The organism is Phycicoccus jejuensis, assembly GCF_044797865.1.
Taxonomy (GTDB): domain Bacteria; phylum Actinomycetota; class Actinomycetes; order Actinomycetales; family Dermatophilaceae; genus Phycicoccus; species Phycicoccus jejuensis.
Genome location: NZ_CP085209.1, coordinates 3,656,672 through 3,675,179 on the forward strand (window position 1 = coordinate 3,656,672; position 18,508 = coordinate 3,675,179).

The following is an 18,508-nucleotide window of genomic DNA, read 5'->3' on the forward strand; positions in this document are numbered from 1 at the left end:
GCTGCTCGGCGGTTCGACCGCGACGAAGGTCCGACAGCCCCACCCCACCGCAACGGCAGGAGTGAAGGCCCGAGGGGGGAACACCACCAGCATCAAGCCGGCGGGCCCGAACCCTCAGGACCCAACAACGTGTCAGGCACCGCGCCCCATGATGCCCCCACGTTCCACACCCACCCCGAAGAGCGAGCCGTACTAGCGAGGACCACCAGGTCCACGATGCCAGAATCGATGTTCCACCCAGAGCACCCGCTGCCCCACACTCGGGGACAGACCGGGCGTTACATGGACCAGACACCTCAAGAGGCATCCGGCCAGTGCTCCTTAGAAAGGAGGTGATCCAGCCGCACCTTCCGGTACGGCTACCTTGTTACGACTTAGTCCCAATCGCCAGTCCCACCTTCGACAGCTCCCTCCACAAGGGTTGGGCCACCGGCTTCGGGTGTTACCGACTTTCGTGACTTGACGGGCGGTGTGTACAAGGCCCGGGAACGTATTCACCGCAGCGTTGCTGATCTGCGATTACTAGCGACTCCGACTTCATGGGGTCGAGTTGCAGACCCCAATCCGAACTGAGACCGGTTTTTTGGGATTCGCTCCACCTCGCGGTTTCGCAGCCCTTTGTACCGGCCATTGTAGCATGTGTGAAGCCCAAGACATAAGGGGCATGATGATTTGACGTCGTCCCCACCTTCCTCCGAGTTGACCCCGGCAGTCTCCCATGAGTCCCCGCCACTACGCGCTGGCAACATGGAACGAGGGTTGCGCTCGTTGCGGGACTTAACCCAACATCTCACGACACGAGCTGACGACAACCATGCACCACCTGTATACGAGTGTCCAAAGAGAACGACATCTCTGCCGCGTTCTCGCATATGTCAAGCCTTGGTAAGGTTCTTCGCGTTGCATCGAATTAATCCACATGCTCCGCCGCTTGTGCGGGCCCCCGTCAATTCCTTTGAGTTTTAGCCTTGCGGCCGTACTCCCCAGGCGGGGAACTTAATGCGTTAGCTGCGGCACGGATCTCGTGGAATGAGACCCACACCTAGTTCCCAACGTTTACGGCGTGGACTACCAGGGTATCTAATCCTGTTCGCTCCCCACGCTTTCGCTTCTCAGCGTCAGTTATGGCCCAGAGACCTGCCTTCGCCATCGGTGTTCCTCCTGATATCTGCGCATTTCACCGCTACACCAGGAATTCCAGTCTCCCCTACCACACTCTAGTCTGCCCGTACCCACCGCAAGTCCGGGGTTGAGCCCCGGATTTTCACGGCAGACGCGACAAACCGCCTACAAGCTCTTTACGCCCAATAATTCCGGACAACGCTCGCACCCTACGTATTACCGCGGCTGCTGGCACGTAGTTAGCCGGTGCTTCTTCTGCAGGTACCGTCACTTGCGCTTCTTCCCTGCTGAAAGAGGTTTACAACCCGAAGGCCGTCATCCCTCACGCGGCGTCGCTGCATCAGGCTTTCGCCCATTGTGCAATATTCCCCACTGCTGCCTCCCGTAGGAGTCTGGGCCGTGTCTCAGTCCCAGTGTGGCCGGTCGCCCTCTCAGGCCGGCTACCCGTCGTCGCCTTGGTGAGCCACTACCTCACCAACAAGCTGATAGGCCGCGAGCCCATCCCAGACCGAAAAACTTTCCACACCATGACCATGCGGCCTGATGTCGTATCCGGTATTAGCTCCGGTTTCCCGGGGTTATTCCAGAGTCTGGGGCAGGTTACTCACGTGTTACTCACCCGTTCGCCACTGATCACCCAAGAGCAAGCTCTCGAGGTCACCGTTCGACTTGCATGTGTTAAGCACGCCGCCAGCGTTCGTCCTGAGCCAGGATCAAACTCTCCGTTGATGAATACACATCCACCAAGCCCCGCAAGGGCACCCAGTGGACAACTCATACACACGAGATCGTGTGAAACCCGGCTGAGCACGAACAACCAGCAAAAGCTGTTTGTTCGTCATCAACCAAAGGAAAAACTCGGCACCACTCCCACCCCCACCCGAACGGGCAAGGAACGAAGCGATGCGACGAGGTAAAAATTGGCATCGATTCTTGACACGCTGTTGAGTTCTCAAGGTCCGGACGCGCACCCACGATCTGTTTGCGAACATCTCGCCGGGGCTGTTCCGTGTTGTCCCAGTCGCGCTGAGGCAACTGTTCAAACTTACCCGCGTCCATGCTTGGGCGTCAAATCCGTGACCCGCTCTTGGAGCGGCCGGCGTTGATCGCGCTTGGATCTCTGCGGTGTGTCCCACACTGTAGCACCCGTTCCGGGCCCTTCTCCACTCACCCCGGTCCGTGCGGACCTCGTGCGGGTGGAGCTGGTAGGAGCCAACCCCGGGACCGGCCTCCGCGAGGTCTCCCTGCGGTGTCCGTTCCTCCCTCTCGGGCTGACGTCGAGAACAGTAGATGACTCCTCGCGCAGAACACAAATCCGCTCCCCGGTCCCTGGCTGCGAGGTCCTCCCCCAGGACGTCCGTGCAGGTCAGCCGGCCTGACCCGGCAGCACCCGTACCGCGCGGGCCTCCTCCGCCCGCGCCGCGAGCCCGTCGTCGTCGGGGTAGGTGACCTCCTCGAGCGAGAGGCCGTGCGCCGGCATCACCTTCACCCGCGGGTCCCGCACCCCCGCGAGCAGCACCTCGCGCGGCCACGCCGCGGGGTGGCGCCCCTCCCCCACGGGCACGACCGCGCCCACGAGCGCCCGCACCATCGAGTGGCAGAACGCGTCGGCCACGACCGTCGCCTCCAGGACGCCGTCCGCCCCGCGCTCCCAGGCGTAGTGGAGCAGCGTGCGCACGGTGCTCGCCCCCTCCCTCCGCTTGCAGAACGCGGCGAAGTCGTGCAGCCCGACGAGCGAGCCGGCGGCGGCGTCCATCGCGGCCACGTCGAGCCGGTCGCGGACGAGCACGGTGTCGCGCCGCCGGAGCGGGTCCATCCCCCCGGCGTCGTCGCAGACCCGGTAGCGGTAGCGCCGCTGCAATGCGGAGAAGCGCGCGTCGAACCCCTCGGGCGCGACCCGGACGTGCTGCACGACGACGTCCGCCGGCAGCACTCCCCCGAGCCGGGTCCGCGCCGCCTCCTCCGGCGAGCGGTCCGAGCGCCCCGGCAGCCGCTCGAAGGCCTCCCGGTCGACGTCGGCGTGCACCACCTGCCCCCGCGCGTGCACCCCCGCGTCCGTCCGTCCCGCCACGGTGACGCGCACCGGCGCGTCGGCGCGCAGGACCGTGGTGAGCGCGGCCGACAGCTCCCCCTCGACGGTCCGCAGCCCCGGCTGCGCCGCCCACCCCGAGAAGTCGGTGCCGTCGTAGGCGAGGTCGATCCGCAGGCGCACCGTCACGCCGTCCAGCGTACGGGCGCCCGGGACACGACGAGGGCCGCCTCCCTCACGGGAGACGGCCCTCGTCGGTCAAGTCGTGGGGAGGCTCAGGCCTCGTCCTCGACCTGCTGCGCCGCGGCGCCACCGGCCGGCTCGAAGCCGGCGGCCTCGGCGGCCGCGGCGTCCTGGAACCAGAACTCGGCGACGGTCTGCTCGAACCACTGCGAGCCCTCGACGTGGTACTTGCCCGAGTCCGCGTTGCCCTTGACGGTGTAGCCCTCGGGGCCCGAGCCGTCCTCGTTCGCGGCGACGGCACCCTCGGGGAGCTCGACCGCAGCGGTCTCCTCGGTGGTGGTCTCCTGGACGGGAGCCTCCTCGGCCTTCGCCGCGTCCTTGGCCGCACGCTTGGTCGCGGCCTCGGCCTCCTTGACGGTGGCCTTCTTGGCGACGGGCTCGCGGACGAGCTCGATGACCGCCATCGGGGCGTTGTCGCCCTTGCGCGGGCCGACCTTGGTGATGCGGGTGTAGCCGCCGTTGCGCTCCGCCATGTCGGGGGCGATCTCGACGAAGAGGCGGTGGACGACGCCCTTGTCGCGGACGACGGTCAGCACGCGACGGCGGGCCGAGAGGTCACCGCGCTTGGCGAAGGTGACGAGACGCTCGGCGAGGGGGCGCAGGCGCTTGGCCTTCGCCTCCGTCGTCGTGATGCGGTCGTGCTCGAAGAGCGACGTCGCGAGGTTGGCGAGGATGAGCCGCTCGTGAGCGGGACCGCCTCCGAGACGGGGACCCTTGGTGGGGGTAGGCATTGCTGTTCTCCTTGAGTGACGTGCCGGGAGGCGTTAGGTCAGAGCTGCTCGTCCTCGGCGAACGCCGAGTCGTCCTCGCCCTCACCGAAGGTGAAGTCGTCGTAGCGGTCGGCGATCATGCTCGGGTCGAACCCGGGGGGGCTGTCCTTGAGCGCCAGGCTCATGCCGGCGAGCTTGGCCTTGACCTCGTCGATCGACTTCGCACCGAAGTTGCGGATGTCGAGCAGGTCGGCCTCGCTGCGGCCCACGAGCTCACCCACGGTGTGGATGCCCTCGCGCTTGAGGCAGTTGTAGGACCGGACGGTGAGGTCGAGGTCCTCGATCGGCAGCGCGAGGTCGGCGGCCAGGGCGGCGTCGGTCGGCGACGGGCCCATGTCGATGCCCTCGGCCTCGACGTTGAGCTCACGGGCCAGGCCGAAGAGCTCGACGAGGGTCTTGCCCGCCGAGGCGAGCGCGTCGCGCGGGGCCATCGAGGACTTGGTCTCGACGTCGACCACGAGGCGGTCGAAGTCGGTGCGCTGCTCGACACGGGTGGCCTCGACCTTGTAGGTCACGGTGAGGACCGGGCTGTAGATGGAGTCGACCGGGATGCGGCCGATCTCCTGGTCGCCGGCCTTGTTCTGCACGGCGGAGACGTAGCCGCGGCCGCGCTCGACCGTCAGCTCCATCTCGACGGTGCCCTTGTCGTTGAGCGTCGCGATGTGCAGATCGGGGTTGTGCACCTCGACACCGGCCGGCGGCGCGATGTCCGCGGCGGTGACGGCGCCCGCACCCTGCTTGCGCAGGTACATGACGACCGGCTCGTCGTGCTCCGAGGAGACGACGAGGCTCTTGACGTTGAGGATGATCTCGGTGACGTCCTCCTTGACCCCGGGGATCGTGGAGAACTCGTGGAGCACGCCGTCGATGCGGATGCTCGTGACCGCGGCACCCGGGATGCTCGAGAGCAGGGTGCGACGGAGGCTGTTGCCGAGCGTGTAGCCGAAGCCGGGCTCGAGGGGCTCGATGCTGAAACGGCTCCGGTACTCGGAGACGACGTCCTCGGAGAGGACGGGACGCTGTGCGATGAGCACGGTGGTTCTTCCTTCCCACGGGCGACCGCCATATGACGCCGCGTGAACGCCGGGCACCATCCCGGCACCCGCCCCGGCTCGGTCCCCGGGACGGGCTTCGTCCGCGGTCGCCGGCCCCTCGCGAGGAGGGGCCGGCAGCCGCGGACGTCAGGTCAGTTCTTCGAGTAGAACTCGACGATGAGCTGCTCGGTGAGCACCGTGTCGATCTGCGCACGGGTCGGCAGCGAGTGGATGAGGATCTGCAGCGAGCCCGGGACGACCTGCATCCAGGCCGGGGTCGGACGCTCGCCGAAGGTCTCGCGGGCGAGCTGGATCGGGAACGACTCCACCGACTGCTTGCGCACGGTGATGATGTCGAACTGCTCGACCCGGTAGCTCGGGACGTCGACGCGCACGCCGTTGACCTCGAAGTGGCCGTGCGTCACGAGCTGGCGCGCCTGACGACGGGTGCGGGCGAGGCCGGCACGGTAGACGACGTTGTCGAGACGGGACTCGAGGATCGTCAGGATGTTCTCGCCGGTCTTGCCGGGGCGGTTGGCCGCCTCCTTGTAGTACCGACGGAACTGCTTCTCCATGACCCCGTAGGTGAAGCGGGCCTTCTGCTTCTCCTGGAGCTGGGTCAGGTACTCCTTCTCCTGGATCCGGCGACGGCCGTGCTGGCCGGGCGGGAACGGGCGGAGGTCGAAGTTCTTGTCACCGCCGACGAGGTCGGTCTTCAGGCGACGCGACTTCTTGGTGATGGGACCGGTGTAACGGGCCATGTCTCTCTCTTACCTTTCGCGAAGTCTTGTGTCGCTCAGACGCGGCGGCGCTTGGGCGGACGGACGCCGTTGTGCGGCTGGGGGGTGACGTCCTGGATCGAGCCGACCTCGAGGCCGGCCGCGGTCAGGGAGCGGATGGCGGTCTCGCGACCGGACCCCGGGCCCTTGACGAAGACGTCCACCTTGCGCATCCCGTGCTCCATGGCACGGCGCGCAGCGGCCTCGGCGGCGGTCTGCGCGGCGAACGGCGTGGACTTGCGCGACCCCTTGAAGCCGACCTGGCCGGCGGAGGCCCAGGAGATGACGGCACCGGTGGGGTCGGTGATCGAGATGATCGTGTTGTTGAACGTGCTCTTGATGTGGGCCTGGCCCACGGCGACGTTCTTCTTCTCCTTGCGGCGCACCTTCTTGGCGCCGGTGTTGCGTCCCTTGGGAGGCATGTGTTTCTCCTACGAAGTCTTCGGAAGCGGTGGTGGCGTGACGCGCGTCAGGCGCAGGTCACTTACCGGCCTTCTTCTTGCCGGCCACGGTGCGCTTGGGGCCCTTGCGGGTCCGCGCGTTGGTCTTGGTCCGCTGGCCCCGGACGGGGAGGCCCCGGCGGTGACGCAGGCCCTCGTAGGACCCGATCTCGACCTTGCGGCGGATGTCCGCGGCGACCTCGCGCCGCAGGTCACCCTCGACCTTGAGGTTCTCCTCGATCCAGTCGCGGAGCTTGACCAGGTCGTCGTCACCGAGGTCCTTGACCCGGGTGTCGGCGGAGACGCCGGTGGCCGCGAGGGCCTTCTGCGCGCTGGTCTTCCCGACTCCGAAGATGTAGGTCAGTGCGACCTCGGCGCGCTTGTCGCGCGGGAGGTCGACGCCCATCAGACGTGCCATGTGGGGATGTTCCTTCTCGTGGTGTCCGGAGGTCTGGAGCAGCACCGGTCCGGCCATCCTGGTCCGGTCCCCGGCCTCCGGGCCGGGGGTGACGTCCCGCGTCCACCTGCCATCCAGGTGACCCGTCGGGGGTCGGGTGCTGCGTGCTTCTCTTCTGCGTGCTCGGATCGTCGACCCGTGCGGCCCTCGCGGGCGGTGGTGCGTCTGACTCGCGTCAGCCCTGGCGCTGCTTGTGGCGCAGGTTCTCGCAGATCACCATGACCCGGCCGTTGCGGCGGATCACCTTGCACTTGTCACAGATCTTCTTGACGCTCGGCTGAACCTTCATGTCGCCTTTGCTGTCTCGTCGATGTGTCTCAGCGGTAGCGGAAGACGATGCGGCCGCGAGTCAGGTCGTACGGGCTCAGCTCCACCACCACACGGTCCTCGGGGAGGATCCGGATGTAGTGCTGCCGCATCTTGCCGGAGATGTGCGCGAGCACCTTGTGACCGTTCGTGAGCTCAACCCGGAACATCGCGTTCGGGAGTGCCTCGACGATCGTGCCCTCGATCTCGATGACGCCGTCCTTCTTGGCCATACCCTCTCAATCCGCCGTTGGGCAGCCCTTCGTCAGGTCGGACCGCCCATGGAAATCGGCCCCGTGCTGCTTCGCAGGACGCACCATGCAGAACGCACACGTGACCGACTTTCAATGCTACGCGAGGAGGGGGCACATCACGAAATCCGCGGGGACGCCGTGGGAAGCCCGGAGACACGCCACCGGGCCGGCCGATGCAGGGGGGTGGCCGGCCCGGTGGGCTGTTCGAGTGGGCGTCCGGTGCAGGGGTGGACTCCCGTCTCCACGCCCCGGTGGACAGGGGCCTGGACTCGAGGTCCGGCGTCACCGGGGTGCGAGGACGACTCTGCCCTCTTTGTCAACGACCCACCAACCCCACGCGTCCCGCGTGCCTTTTCGGCCCCGCGGTCACGGACGACCGGCCGGGCCGCCATCAGCCGTTCGGACGAGCCGTGGGCGGGTCCTCGGCGGCGCGCAGCTGCGCGGCGTACAGGGAGAGCACGCGGGCGGCGCCCTCGACCGCACTCGTCGTCCCGGCGCGCACGGCCTCCTCGATGGCCGCGCGCTCGGCCTGCACCGCCGGCGCGGACCGCACGCCGTCGGTCAGCTCGGCGTCGACGAGCGCCCACATCCAGTCCTGCTGCTGCTGCGCCCGGCGGGCGGCCAGCGAGTGCCGCTCCTCGAGGTGGGCGCGGTGCTCGAGCACCGCCTGCCACACCTCGTCCAGCCCCGCGCCGGTGAGGGCCGAGCAGGTGAGCACCGGGGGGCGGCGTACGTCGCGGCCGGGCATCATCAGGCGCATCGCACCCATGAGCTCGCGCGCCGCGGCCCGGGCCGGGAGCTCGCCGTCGCCGTCGGCCTTGTTGACCGCGATGACGTCGGCGAGCTCGAGGATGCCGCGCTTGATGCCCTGCAGCTGGTCGCCGGCGCGGGCGAGGGTGAGCAGAAGGAAGGTGTCGACCATCTCGGACACCGCGATCTCGTTCTGCCCCACCCCGACCGTCTCGACGACGACGACGTCGAAGCCCGCCGCCTCGAGCACGAGCATCGACTCGCGGGTGGCCCGGGCGACGCCGCCGAGGTGGCGGCCCGAGGGGCTCGGGCGCACGAACGCGTCGTCGGAGGCGGCCAGCCGCGCCATCCGCGTGCGGTCGCCGAGGATGGAGCCGCCGGTGCGCCGGGAGCTGGGGTCGACCGCGACGACCGCGACCCGGTGCCCCTGCTCGACGAGCCGCACGCCGAGGGCGTCGATGAACGTCGACTTGCCGGCGCCGGGGACCCCGCTGATGCCGACCCGGACCGCTCCCCCGGTGCGGTCCGCGAGGGCGCCGAGCAGCGCCCGGGCGCTCTCGCGGTGGTCCGGGCGCCGCGACTCGAGCAGGGTGATGGCCCGCGCCACGTGCTGGCGCGAGCCCTCCCGCACGCCGGCGACGAGGTCGTCGACGTCGACGGGCTTCACCCGAGCCGCTCGCGCAGCTCGTGGACGAGGGCGACGGCCGCCTTGCTGATGACGGTGCCCGGGGGGTAGATCGCGTCGGCGCCGGCCGCGCGCAGGGCCTCGTGGTCCTGGTCGGGGATGACGCCGCCGACGACGATCATCAGGTCGTCGCGACCGAGGTCGTCCAGGGCGGCGCGCAGCGCCGGGACGAGGGTCAGGTGGCCGGCCGCGAGCGAGCTGACGCCGACGACGTGGACGTCGGCCTCGACGGCCTGCCGGGCGACCTCCTCCGGCGTCTGGAAGAGCGGGCCCACGTCGACGTCGAACCCGAGGTCGGCGAACGCGGTGGCGATGACCTTCTGGCCGCGGTCGTGGCCGTCCTGGCCCATCTTCGCGACGAGGATGCGCGGGCGGCGGCCCTGCTCCTCCTCGAACTCCTCGACGGCGGCCTGGGCCTCGCGGACGGTCGCGTCCTCCCCCGCCTCGGCGCTGTACACGCCCCCGATCGTACGGATCTGGGCGGTGTAGCGACCGAACGCCTCCTCCATCGCGAGCGACATCTCGCCGACCGTGGCCTTGGCACGGGCCGCCTCGATGGCGAGCGCCAGGAGGTTGGTCGCCATCGTCCCGTCGGAGCCGGCCCGGGCGGCCTCGGTCATCCGGGCGAGCGCGGCGCGGCAGGCGTCCTCGTCGCGCTCGGCGCGCAGCCGCTCGAGCTTGGCGACCTGGCTGGCGCGCACGGCGGCGTTGTCGACCTTGAGCACCTCGATCGGCTCGTCCTCGTCGACGGGGTAGGTGTTGACGCCGATGACCGGCTGGTGCCCGGAGTCGATGCGCGCCTGGGTGCGGGCGGCCGCCTCCTCGATGCGCATCTTCGGGATGCCGGCCTCGATCGCCTTGGCCATCCCGCCGGCCGCCTCGACCTCCTCGATGTGCTGCCACGCGCGCTCGGCGAGGTCGCGGGTCAGCCGCTCGACGTAGGCCGAGCCGCCCCACGGGTCGATCGTGCGGGTCGTGCCGGACTCCTGCTGGAGCACGAGCTGGGTGTTGCGCGCGATCCGGGCCGAGAAGTCCGTCGGCAGCGCGATCGCCTCGTCGAGGGCGTTGGTGTGGAGGGACTGCGTGTGCCCCTGCGTCGCGGCCATCGCCTCGACGCAGGTGCGCACGACGTTGTTGAAGACGTCCTGCGCCGTGAGGCTCCAGCCGGAGGTCTGGCTGTGGGTGCGCAGGCTGAGCGACTTCGGGTTGGTCGCCCCCTGCTCGCGCACGAGCCGCGCCCAGAGCAGGCGCGCGGCCCGCATCTTCGCGACCTCCATGTAGAAGTTCATCCCGATCGCCCAGAAGAACGACAGCCGGGGCGCGAACCGGTCGACCTCGAGGCCGACCGCCTGCCCCGCGCGCAGGTACTCGACGCCGTCGGCGAGGGTGTACGCGAGCTCGAGGTCCTGCGTCGCCCCGGCCTCCTGCATGTGGTACCCGGAGATCGAGATCGAGTTGAAGCGCGGCATCTCCTGGCTCGTGAAGGCGAAGATGTCGCTGATGATCCGCATCGAGGGCTCGGGCGGGTAGATGTAGGTGTTGCGGACCATGAACTCCTTGAGGATGTCGTTCTGGATGGTCCCGGTCAGCTGCTCCGCCTTCACCCCCTGCTCCTCGGCCGCGACGACGTAGAGCGCGAGGACCGGCACGACGGCGCCGTTCATCGTCATGGACACCGACATCCGGTCCAGCGGGATGCCGTCGAAGAGGGTGCGCATGTCGTAGATGGAGTCGATGGCGACGCCGGCCATCCCGACGTCGCCGGCGACGCGGGGGTGGTCGGAGTCGTAGCCGCGGTGGGTCGCGAGGTCGAACGCGACGCTCAGGCCCTTCTGGCCGGCGGCGAGGTTGCGCCGGTAGAACGCGTTCGACTCCTCGGCCGTGCTGAAGCCGGCGTACTGGCGGATCGTCCACGGCTGGGTCGTGTACATCGTCGGGTAGGGGCCGCGCAGGAACGGCGGGGCGCCGGGCACGGTGTCGAGGAAGTCGAGGCCCTCGAGGTCGTGCTCGGTGTAGAGCGGCGGGACCTCGATGCCCTCGGGGGTGGTCCAGGCGGGGGCGTCGGCCGGGGTCGCCGGGGCGGTGGCTCCGTCCGGCGGGGTCGCGGGGCCGAGGTCGAGGCCGGTGAAGTCGGGGACGGTCGTCATCGGGTCTCTCCCTCGGTCGGGGCGCCGAGCCGGTCGAGCAGGTCGGTGAGCAGGGCGACGACGTCCATCCCGTCGTACACCTCGCCGTCGACGAGGCCGGCGTCGTCGCCGAGCTCGCGGGCGCGGCCGGCGAGCAGGACGCGCTCGGCGCCGGCGGCCCGCAGCTCCGCGACGGCCTCGGCGCCGTGCGTGACGTACTGCTCGCGGCTGCTCGCGAGGACGGCCACCGGGCCGACCTCGTCGGTGGCCGCGAGGCCGCCGGCCGCGAGGAGGTTGAGGACGAAGCCCTGCCGAGCGCCGAAGTCGCGCTGGGCGCCGAGCGTCCGGACGGTGACCTGCGGGGCGTCGAGCGTGCGGGCGCGGTCGCGCAGCGCCTCGAAGACGGCGGCGTCGCGGCGCGGGACGAAGGCGCCGTCGGACGTCGCGAGCCCGGCGCGGGGGCGCCGCTCGGGCGCCGTGTCGGCGAGGTTGGGGAACATCGAGACGCCGGTGATGGGACGGCGACGGGTGGCGAGGAGCGGGTCGCGCTCGGCCGTGGCGGCGTCGACCCACTCGCGCAAAAGCCCGTCGCGCAGGGCGGCGAGCACTCCCCCGGCGCGCTCGACCTCCTGGAAGCGGGCCCAGACGCGCTCGGCCACCTCGTCGGTCAGCGACTCGAGGTACCACGAGCCGCCACCGGGGTCGGTGACCCGGCCGACGTTGGACTCGTCGGCGAGGAGGATCTGCGTGTTGCGGGCGAGCCTGCGCGAGAACCGTTCCGGCAGACCGGCCACCGTGTCGTGAGGCAGCACCGTGATGGCGTCGGCGCCGCCGATCGAGGCGCCGAAGGTCGCGAGGGTGTTGCGCAGGACGTTGACGAACGGGTCCTCGCGGGTGGCCATCCGCAGGCTCGTCACCGCGTGGGTGCGGGCGCCGCGGTCGGCCTCGGGCACACCGACCGCCTCGCCGATGCGCGCCCAGGTCCGGCGGAGCGCACGCAGGACGGCGGCGGTGAGGAACTGGTCGGCGGTGGCGCTGACGCGGAACTCGATGTGCCGGAACGCTGTTGCCACGTCGATGCCGGCCTGCTCGAGGTGGCGCAGGTACTCGACGCCGGTCGCGAGGGCCACCGCGAGGGCGTCGACCTCGCTGGCCCCGGCGTCGTGCAGCACGCGCGCGTCGACGGTGACGGCGCGCCAGCCGTCGCGGCCGTCGAGCGCGGCGACGAGGCCGGCCATCGGCTCGAGGTCCGGGGCGGTGCCGGTGCGCAGGGCCGCGCCGACCGGGTCGAGGCCGAGGTTGCCGCCGACGGACCCACTGTCGCCGACGACGTCGAGCAGCGCCCGGGCGGCGCCGGGCTGGTCGGTGGCCGACGAGACGACGACCGGTGCGAGGTCGAGCCGGACGTCGGCCAGGACCTCGGCGAGGTCCGCGGGCGCGACGCCGTCGTCACCGACGTGCACCCACACCGAGGTGACGCCGTGCTCGAGGTCGTCGAGGACGCCCGTGCGGCTGCGCGCGGCATCCGGGTCGTCGTGCAGCTGACGGACGTCCCACGGCAGGGTGGCCTCGCGCAGGACGCGCCCGCGGGTGAAGGGCATCGCCCCGGGCACCCCGAGCGGGCGGTCCTCGCGGAGGTAGAGACCGGCCGTCGTGAGCCCGCCGTCGAGCGCCGTGACGAGCGCCGCCTCGGCTGCCTCCGGCTCGGTCCGCACGTCGTCGGTCCGGCGCTTGTCCAGCACGTCCGCGACGAGCCGCTGCCAGTCCTCGCGCGTGCGGGGGTCGAACCCCTCGGCGAGCGGCAGGTGGCCCTGCGGAGGCGACGACGTCGTCATCGGGCACTCCTGGGGTCGGTGGTCTGCTCCACCTCCACCCTAGCCAGCGGCAGGGTCCGGCTCACCGAGACGTCGGTCACCCGGCGCCCGGTCCGAGCGCCGTCAGGCGGGCGTGATGTCGGCGAAGGGGACGCGCAGCGCGGCGAGCCGCTCGCGGCCGCCGTCGAGGGCCGTGAGGACGCAGGTGCCGGCCGCCGTGACGGCGACGGAGTGCTCCCAGTGGGCGGCGCGCGAGCCGTCGCGGGTGACGACGGTCCACTCGTCCTCGAGCACCGTGTTGTCCTGGTCGCCGAGGGTCACCATCGGCTCGATGCAGATCGTCATCCCGTCGACGACGGACGGGCTGCGGCCGTCGACCCGGTAGTTCGGGACCTGCGGGTCCATGTGCATCGAGGTGCCGATGCCGTGGCCGACGTAGTCCTCGACGATGCCGTACTCGCGGCCGCGGGCGTCACCGGAGGTGGTCAGCGAGTCCTCGACGGCGGCGCCGACGTCGTAGAGCGGGCGGCCGACCCGCAGCGCGGCGATGCCGGCCCAGAGCGAGGTCTCGGTGTCGTCGCTCAGCTCGAGGTCCTCGGGGCGCCCGGCCTCGCGGCCGCCGACGACGAGGGTGAGCGCGGCGTCGCCGTTCCAGCCGTCGACCTCGGCGCCGCAGTCGACCGAGAGCAGGTCGCCGGCCTCGAGCACGCGGCCGCGCGGGATGCCGTGGACGATCTCGTCGTTGACGCTCGTGCAGAGCGTGTGGCGGTAGCCGGGGACGAGCTGGAAGTTGGGGATGCCCCCGTGGTCGCGGATGTGCACCTCGGCGAGGGCGTCGAGGTCGAGCGTCGTCATCCCCGGGCGGACCTGCGCGCTGACGAGCTCGAGGGTGCGGGCGACGAGCAGGCCGGCCGTCCGCATCTTCGCGAGCTGCTCCGGGGTCTTGCCCTCGACGCGGTCACGGCTGAACAAACCCATGGCGCGAACCCTACCCGCGCCCCGCCGCACCCCCGGAATCGCGCACCTCCACCCGTCGAGTGAACAGAACACGCCGTCGGCACCCCGCCTCGGACGGCGTGTTCTGTTCACTCGACGGGTCAGATGGCCAGACCGCGCGGGTCGAGCCCGAGAGCGCGGACGAAGCGCAGGAGGCACGCCGTGCGTCGCCCGCCGACCTGGACGTCCTCCGCCCAGATCTCCAGCACCGACCACCCCTCGTCCTCGAGCGCCGCACGACGGGAGGCGTCCATGCTCCGACGCCGCCTGCTCGCGTGGTGCGCCCCCTGGTACTCGCCGACGACCCGGGACTCCCGCCACACGAGGTCTCCCTCGGCCAACCACTCCCCGGCCCGGTCGACGATGTCGGCGTTGACCTCCGGCTCCGGGAAGCCGGCCCGCGCGAACATCAGGCGGGCGCGGCTCTCCATCGGAGACCTGACCCCCGGCCTCACGTCCTCGAGCGCCTGCAGCAGCATCACCTTCCCGCGCGGGCGCACCCGCTGCTCCAGTGGCTGCCGCAGCATCCACTGCGCGTCCCTGGTCCCGGTCGTCACCGACGCGACGACGGCGTCGCCCGCCACGACCAGGTCGTCCACGGTGAGGTGCCGCCGACCCAGCTCACCGAGGTCGCACCACGTCTCTTCCGGCGCCACCACCGTCACCCCGTGCACGACCGCGAGGCGTCTGGACTCCAGGCCACGGTGGCCGAGGCAGCCACGACGTCGCGCCTGTCCGTCAGCAGTGGGAGCAATGACGTGCAGCGGGCCTTCGAGGGCCAGGGCTTCGAGACGTGACGGCAGTGGGATGCCGAGAAGGGCCGCGGCCGTGACGTGGGAGTAGGCACGGTCGCTCGGCAGTCCGACGGCGAACGCAGCAGCCCGGTCGACGAGACCGACGGGCACCGCCCGCGCGTGGACACCACGAGTGGGATGCACGAGGTCGCCCCGCCGCAGGCGCGCCGGCGTGACTCCGGCCTCGCGCGCGGCCGCGGTGCTGAACGGACCACCCACGAGGGCGGCAGGCAGGGACGCGGGCTCCATGCCCGAAGGGTGCCGAAATCCGGCGGCACGACCGCGAACTTCTCCACAGCACCCCGTCGAGTGAACAGAACACGCCGTCTGCACATGGGCTCGGACGGCGTGTTCTGTTCACTCGACGGGTGAGAGGGCTGGACCGTGACAAGGCCGAACGCAGGAGCTCCCGCGGCTCCGGGGTGGTTCCAGGTGCCGCGGGAGCTCCTGCGTGACGGGGGTCAGGCGAGGGCGGAGGTGATCCGCTCCGTCACCGCGTCGACCTCGCCGTCGCCGTCGACCTCGACGAGGAGGCCACGCTCCCGGTAGGTGTCGGACAGCGGCTTGGTCTCGCGGTGGTAGATGGCCATCCGCTCGCGGATGACCTCCTCGGTGTCGTCGGCGCGACCCTCGATCTCGGCGCGCTTGAGGAGCCGGCCCACGACGACGTCGTCGTCGACGGTCAGCTCGAGCACGCGGTCGAGGGAGCCGCCGGACGCGGCGAGCATCCCGTCGAGGGCCTCGACCTGGGCGAGGGTGCGCGGGTAGCCGTCGAGCAGGAAGCCCCGTGCGCAGTCGTCCTGGCCGAGGCGGTCCTCGACGATGGCGTTGGTGATCTCGTCCGAGACGTAGCCGCCGGCGGCGAGGATCGCCTTGACCTGCTGCCCGAGCTCGGTCTCGTTCTTGATGTTGGCGCGGAAGATGTCGCCGGTGGAGATGGCGGGGATGCCGAAGTGCTCGGCGATGCGGGAGGCCTGCGTGCCCTTACCGGCACCGGGCGGACCCAGGATGATCAAGCGCATCATGACGGGGACCCCGCGACGTATCGGGGGGAGCGGAGCGGAGGGAGAACTTCGTGGGGTGTCATCAACGGAGGAACCCTTCGTAGTGACGCTGCTGCAGCTGGGCCTCGATCTGCTTCACGGTCTCGAGTCCGACACCGACGATGATGAGGATCGACGTGCCACCGAACGGGAAGTTCTGGTTGGCGTTGACGAGGACCAGCGCGACGAGCGGGAGGAGCGAGATGAGCGCGAGGTAGATCGCGCCGGGCACGGTGATCCGGGTCAGGACGTAGTTGAGGTACTCGGCCGTGGGTCGCCCGGCACGGATACCCGGGATGAAGCCGCCGTACTTCTTCATGTTGTCGGCGACCTCGGTGGGGTTGAACGTGATCGACACGTAGAAGAACGTGAAGAACAGGATGAGCGCGGTGTAGAGCGCCATGTAGATGGGGTGGTCGCCGCGGGTCAGGTAGCTCTGGATCCAGTCGACCCAGCCCGGGTTGACGCCGTTGGGGCCCTGGTTGAACTGCGCGACGAGCGTGGGCAGCGTCAGCAGCGAGCTCGCGAAGATGACCGGGATGACGCCGGCCATGTTGACCTTGAGCGGGATGTACGTCGAGGTGCCGCCGTAGACGCGGCGCCCGACCATCCGCTTGGCGTACTGGACCGGGATGCGCCGCTGGCTCTGCTCGACGAAGACGACGAGGGCGATGACGACCAGGCCCAGGAGGATGACGAGGAGGAATACGCCCCAGCCGCTGCGCTGCTGGATGTCCCACAGCGAGGTCGGGAACTGCGCGGCGATCGAGGTGAAGATGAGGAGCGACATGCCGTTGCCGACGCCCTTGTCGGTGACGAGCTCGCCCATCCACATGATGACGCCGGTCCCGGCGGTCATCGTGAGGACCATGATGAGGATCGTCACGACCGAGCTGTCGGACAGGATGTTCGTGCACGACGGGTTGTTGAACAGCGTCTGCGGGTTCTGCGCGAAGGTGATGAGCGTCGAGCTCTGGAGGATCGCGAGACCGATCGTCAGGTAGCGCGTGTACTGCGTCATCTTCGTCTGCCCGGCCTGGCCCTCCTTCTTGAGGGCCTCGAACCGTGGGATGACCACCGTCAGCAGCTGGATGATGATGCTGGCCGTGATGTACGGCATGATCCCCAGCGCGAAGATCGACAGCTGGAGGAGCGCGCCCCCGCTGAAGAGGTTGATCAGCCCCAGCAGCTGGTTGCTGTTGTCGGCGCCGGCGATGCAGCGCTGGACGAGCGGGTAGCTGACCCCGGGGGTCGGCACGTGCGAGCCGAGCCGGAAGAGCACGATGATGAACAGCGTGAACAGCAGCTTCCTGCGCAGGTCGGGCGTCTTGAACGCGCGGCCGAAGGCGGTGAGCACAGGGTCCTCCGTAGGTGGCGGCCGGAAGGTGGTGGCCGCGTCGGTCAGCGATCCGTCACAACATACCCGGTGACCCGGCGGGGGCCGGGATGCACGGGTGGGGTGAACGCGCGGCAGGGCCGGCTCCGGGGGATGTCCCGGAGCCGGCCCTGCGACACGCGGTCATGCGGGGGCGTCAGGCGGTCGTCGCCGAGCCGCCTGCCGCCTCGATCTTCTCCTTGGCGCTGCCGGAGAACGCGTGGGCCGTGACGTTGACGGCCGACGTGATCTCGCCGCTGCCGAGCACCTTCACGAGGTGCCCGTCGCGGACGGCGCCCTTGGCGACCAGGTCCTCGACCGTCACGTCGCCACCCTGCGGGTAGTGCGTGTTCAGCCAGTCGAGGTTGACGACCTGGTACTCCGTCTTGAACGGGTTCTTGAAGCCGCGGAGCTTCGGGAACCGCATGTGCAGCGGCGTGGTGCCGCCCTGGAAGCCGGCAGGCACCTGGTACCGGGCCTTGGTGCCCTTGGTACCGCGACCCGCGGTCTTCCCGCGCTTGCCACCCTCACCGCGACCGACGCGGATCTTGGCCTGCTTGGCGCCGGGCGCCGGACGCAGGTGGTGGACCTTGAGCGCCGAGGCGCCCTCGGACGCCGCGGCCTTGGCGGCCTTCGTGGTGTCGGCCATGATCACTCAACCTCCTCGACGGCGACGAGGTGCGTCACCGTCCGGACCATGCCACGGATCTCCGGGCGGTCCTCCTTGACGACGACGTCGCCGATGCGCTTCAGACCGAGGGTGCGCAGCGTCTCACGCTGGTTCTGCTTGCCCCCGATCCCGGAACGGGTCTGGGTCACCTTGAGCCGTCCCATCACGCACCGGCCTTCGCCTCGGCCAGGCCGGCGGCCTGGGCGCGGAGCATCGCGGCGGGGGCGACCTGGTCGACCGGGAGGCCACGGCGGGCCGCGACGGCCTCCGGGCGCTCCAGGCCGCGCAGGGCCTCGACGGCCGCGTGCACGATGTTGATCGCGTTGTCCGAGCCGAGGCTCTTGGACAGCACGTCGTGGATGCCGGCGCACTCGAGCACCGCACGCACCGGGCCACCGGCGATGACACCGGTACCGGGGCTGGCGGGGCGGAGCATGACGACACCGGCGGCGGCCTCACCCTGGACGGGGTGGGGGATGGTGCCCTGGATGCGCGGGACGCGGAAGAAGTTCTTCTTCGCCTCCTCGACACCCTTGGCGATCGCCGCGGGCACCTCCTTGGCCTTGCCGTAGCCGACGCCCACGGTGCCGTCGCCGTCGCCGACGACGACGAGCGCGGTGAAGCTGAAGCGGCGGCCACCCTTGACGACCTTGGCGACGCGGTTGATGGTCACGACGCGCTCGAGGTACTGGTTCTTCTCGGCCTCGCGGGAGTCACGGCCGCCGCGACGGTCGTCGCGGCCTCCACGACGGTCGCCGCGCTCGGCGCCGCCGGTCCCGGTGCCTCGACGCTGGGGTCCTGGCATCAGATGTTCCTCTTCT

The 18,508-nt window shown here is 70.1% G+C and carries 18 protein-coding genes and 1 rRNA gene; all 19 read right to left on the reverse strand.

Going from position 1 to position 18,508, the window contains the following annotated elements; translation table 11 throughout:
- Positions 1-325 precede the first annotated feature (325 nt).
- Positions 326-1,851: ribosomal RNA gene (locus LG324_RS17365) — 16S ribosomal RNA — on the reverse strand.
- Between the two features lie 637 nt (positions 1,852-2,488).
- Positions 2,489-3,334, reverse strand: coding sequence for a tRNA pseudouridine(38-40) synthase TruA (truA, locus tag LG324_RS17370; protein ID WP_404353159.1), 846 nt, complete (start codon positions 3,332-3,334; stop codon positions 2,489-2,491).
- Positions 3,335-3,426: 92 nt separating this feature from the next.
- A complete protein-coding gene (gene rplQ, locus LG324_RS17375; RefSeq protein WP_030526860.1) occupies positions 3,427-4,125 on the reverse strand; it encodes a 50S ribosomal protein L17 in 699 nt (232 codons plus the stop codon).
- Positions 4,126-4,163: 38 nt separating this feature from the next.
- Positions 4,164-5,198, reverse strand: coding sequence for a DNA-directed RNA polymerase subunit alpha (locus LG324_RS17380; protein ID WP_030526859.1), 1,035 nt, complete (start codon positions 5,196-5,198; stop codon positions 4,164-4,166).
- Between the two features lie 152 nt (positions 5,199-5,350).
- Positions 5,351-5,959 (reverse strand): 30S ribosomal protein S4, encoded by a 609-nt coding sequence (rpsD, locus tag LG324_RS17385; protein WP_030526858.1) that lies wholly within the window; start codon positions 5,957-5,959, stop codon positions 5,351-5,353.
- Positions 5,960-5,994: 35 nt separating this feature from the next.
- The gene (gene rpsK / locus LG324_RS17390; protein WP_030526857.1) at positions 5,995-6,399 is read right to left on the reverse strand and encodes a 30S ribosomal protein S11; all 405 of its coding nucleotides are present in this window, start codon (positions 6,397-6,399) and stop codon (positions 5,995-5,997) included.
- Positions 6,400-6,457: 58 nt separating this feature from the next.
- Complete coding sequence (gene rpsM / locus LG324_RS17395; RefSeq protein WP_030526856.1) at positions 6,458-6,835, reverse strand: 30S ribosomal protein S13; 378 nt, start codon at positions 6,833-6,835, stop codon at positions 6,458-6,460.
- Between the two features lie 214 nt (positions 6,836-7,049).
- Positions 7,050-7,163 carry a 50S ribosomal protein L36 gene (gene rpmJ, locus LG324_RS17400; protein WP_006592630.1) on the reverse strand — a complete coding sequence of 38 codons (114 nt, stop codon included), beginning with the start codon at positions 7,161-7,163 and terminating at the stop codon, positions 7,050-7,052.
- A 28-nt stretch (positions 7,164-7,191) separates the two neighbouring features.
- Positions 7,192-7,413 (reverse strand): translation initiation factor IF-1, encoded by a 222-nt coding sequence (gene infA / locus LG324_RS17405; RefSeq protein ID WP_006946284.1) that lies wholly within the window; start codon positions 7,411-7,413, stop codon positions 7,192-7,194.
- Positions 7,414-7,825: 412 nt separating this feature from the next.
- Positions 7,826-8,851, reverse strand: coding sequence for a methylmalonyl Co-A mutase-associated GTPase MeaB (gene meaB / locus LG324_RS17410; RefSeq protein WP_404349998.1), 1,026 nt, complete (start codon positions 8,849-8,851; stop codon positions 7,826-7,828).
- Complete coding sequence (gene scpA / locus LG324_RS17415) at positions 8,848-11,016, reverse strand: methylmalonyl-CoA mutase (protein ID WP_404349999.1); 2,169 nt, start codon at positions 11,014-11,016, stop codon at positions 8,848-8,850. Before scpA ends, meaB begins: the two co-directional genes overlap by 4 nt.
- Positions 11,013-12,830, reverse strand: a complete 1,818-nt coding sequence (locus tag LG324_RS17420; RefSeq protein WP_404350001.1) for a methylmalonyl-CoA mutase subunit beta — start codon at positions 12,828-12,830, stop codon at positions 11,013-11,015. Before LG324_RS17420 ends, scpA begins: the two co-directional genes overlap by 4 nt.
- A gap of 102 nt (positions 12,831-12,932) precedes the next feature.
- Entirely contained in the window at positions 12,933-13,787 is an 855-nt protein-coding gene (map, locus tag LG324_RS17425) for a type I methionyl aminopeptidase (RefSeq protein WP_404350004.1), read from the reverse strand.
- A 119-nt stretch (positions 13,788-13,906) separates the two neighbouring features.
- The gene (locus LG324_RS17430) at positions 13,907-14,848 is read right to left on the reverse strand and encodes a DUF559 domain-containing protein (protein ID WP_404350006.1); all 942 of its coding nucleotides are present in this window, start codon (positions 14,846-14,848) and stop codon (positions 13,907-13,909) included.
- Between the two features lie 212 nt (positions 14,849-15,060).
- Positions 15,061-15,621: an adenylate kinase gene (locus tag LG324_RS17435; protein WP_030526850.1), complete on the reverse strand. Its 561-nt coding sequence runs from the start codon at positions 15,619-15,621 to the stop codon at positions 15,061-15,063.
- A 64-nt stretch (positions 15,622-15,685) separates the two neighbouring features.
- The gene (secY, locus tag LG324_RS17440) at positions 15,686-16,999 is read right to left on the reverse strand and encodes a preprotein translocase subunit SecY (RefSeq protein WP_030526849.1); all 1,314 of its coding nucleotides are present in this window, start codon (positions 16,997-16,999) and stop codon (positions 15,686-15,688) included.
- 175 nt (positions 17,000-17,174) lie between these two features.
- Positions 17,175-17,666, reverse strand: a complete 492-nt coding sequence (rplO, locus tag LG324_RS17445; protein ID WP_051750200.1) for a 50S ribosomal protein L15 — start codon at positions 17,664-17,666, stop codon at positions 17,175-17,177.
- Positions 17,667-17,668: 2 nt separating this feature from the next.
- The gene (gene rpmD, locus LG324_RS17450; protein ID WP_030526847.1) at positions 17,669-17,851 is read right to left on the reverse strand and encodes a 50S ribosomal protein L30; all 183 of its coding nucleotides are present in this window, start codon (positions 17,849-17,851) and stop codon (positions 17,669-17,671) included.
- On the reverse strand, positions 17,851-18,492 hold the full coding sequence (gene rpsE / locus LG324_RS17455; RefSeq protein WP_030526846.1) for a 30S ribosomal protein S5: 642 nt from the start codon (positions 18,490-18,492) through the stop codon (positions 17,851-17,853). The genes rpmD and rpsE overlap by 1 nt, the downstream gene beginning before the upstream one ends.
- Positions 18,493-18,508: the final 16 nt, after the last annotated feature.

What these genes read in the sequence shown, in the direction of transcription:
- rplQ (WP_030526860.1), bottom strand. Translation starts at nt 4,125, where the DNA reads ATGCCTACCCCCACCAAGGGTCCCCGTCTCGGAGGCGGTCCCGCTCAC.
- rpsD (WP_030526858.1), bottom strand. Translation starts at nt 5,959, where the DNA reads ATGGCCCGTTACACCGGTCCCATCACCAAGAAGTCGCGTCGCCTGAAG.
- rpsK (WP_030526857.1), bottom strand. Translation starts at nt 6,399, where the DNA reads ATGCCTCCCAAGGGACGCAACACCGGCGCCAAGAAGGTGCGCCGCAAG.
- rpsM (WP_030526856.1), bottom strand. Translation starts at nt 6,835, where the DNA reads ATGGCACGTCTGATGGGCGTCGACCTCCCGCGCGACAAGCGCGCCGAG.
- rpmJ (WP_006592630.1), bottom strand. Translation starts at nt 7,163, where the DNA reads ATGAAGGTTCAGCCGAGCGTCAAGAAGATCTGTGACAAGTGCAAGGTG.
- infA (WP_006946284.1), bottom strand. Translation starts at nt 7,413, where the DNA reads ATGGCCAAGAAGGACGGCGTCATCGAGATCGAGGGCACGATCGTCGAG.
- scpA (WP_404349999.1), bottom strand. Translation starts at nt 11,016, where the DNA reads ATGACGACCGTCCCCGACTTCACCGGCCTCGACCTCGGCCCCGCGACC.
- LG324_RS17420 (WP_404350001.1), bottom strand. Translation starts at nt 12,830, where the DNA reads ATGACGACGTCGTCGCCTCCGCAGGGCCACCTGCCGCTCGCCGAGGGG.
- map (WP_404350004.1), bottom strand. Translation starts at nt 13,787, where the DNA reads ATGGGTTTGTTCAGCCGTGACCGCGTCGAGGGCAAGACCCCGGAGCAG.
- LG324_RS17430 (WP_404350006.1), bottom strand. Translation starts at nt 14,848, where the DNA reads ATGGAGCCCGCGTCCCTGCCTGCCGCCCTCGTGGGTGGTCCGTTCAGC.
- LG324_RS17435 (WP_030526850.1), bottom strand. Translation starts at nt 15,621, where the DNA reads ATGCGCTTGATCATCCTGGGTCCGCCCGGTGCCGGTAAGGGCACGCAG.
- rplO (WP_051750200.1), bottom strand. Translation starts at nt 17,666, where the DNA reads ATGGCCGACACCACGAAGGCCGCCAAGGCCGCGGCGTCCGAGGGCGCC.
- rpmD (WP_030526847.1), bottom strand. Translation starts at nt 17,851, where the DNA reads ATGGGACGGCTCAAGGTGACCCAGACCCGTTCCGGGATCGGGGGCAAG.
- rpsE (WP_030526846.1), bottom strand. Translation starts at nt 18,492, where the DNA reads ATGCCAGGACCCCAGCGTCGAGGCACCGGGACCGGCGGCGCCGAGCGC.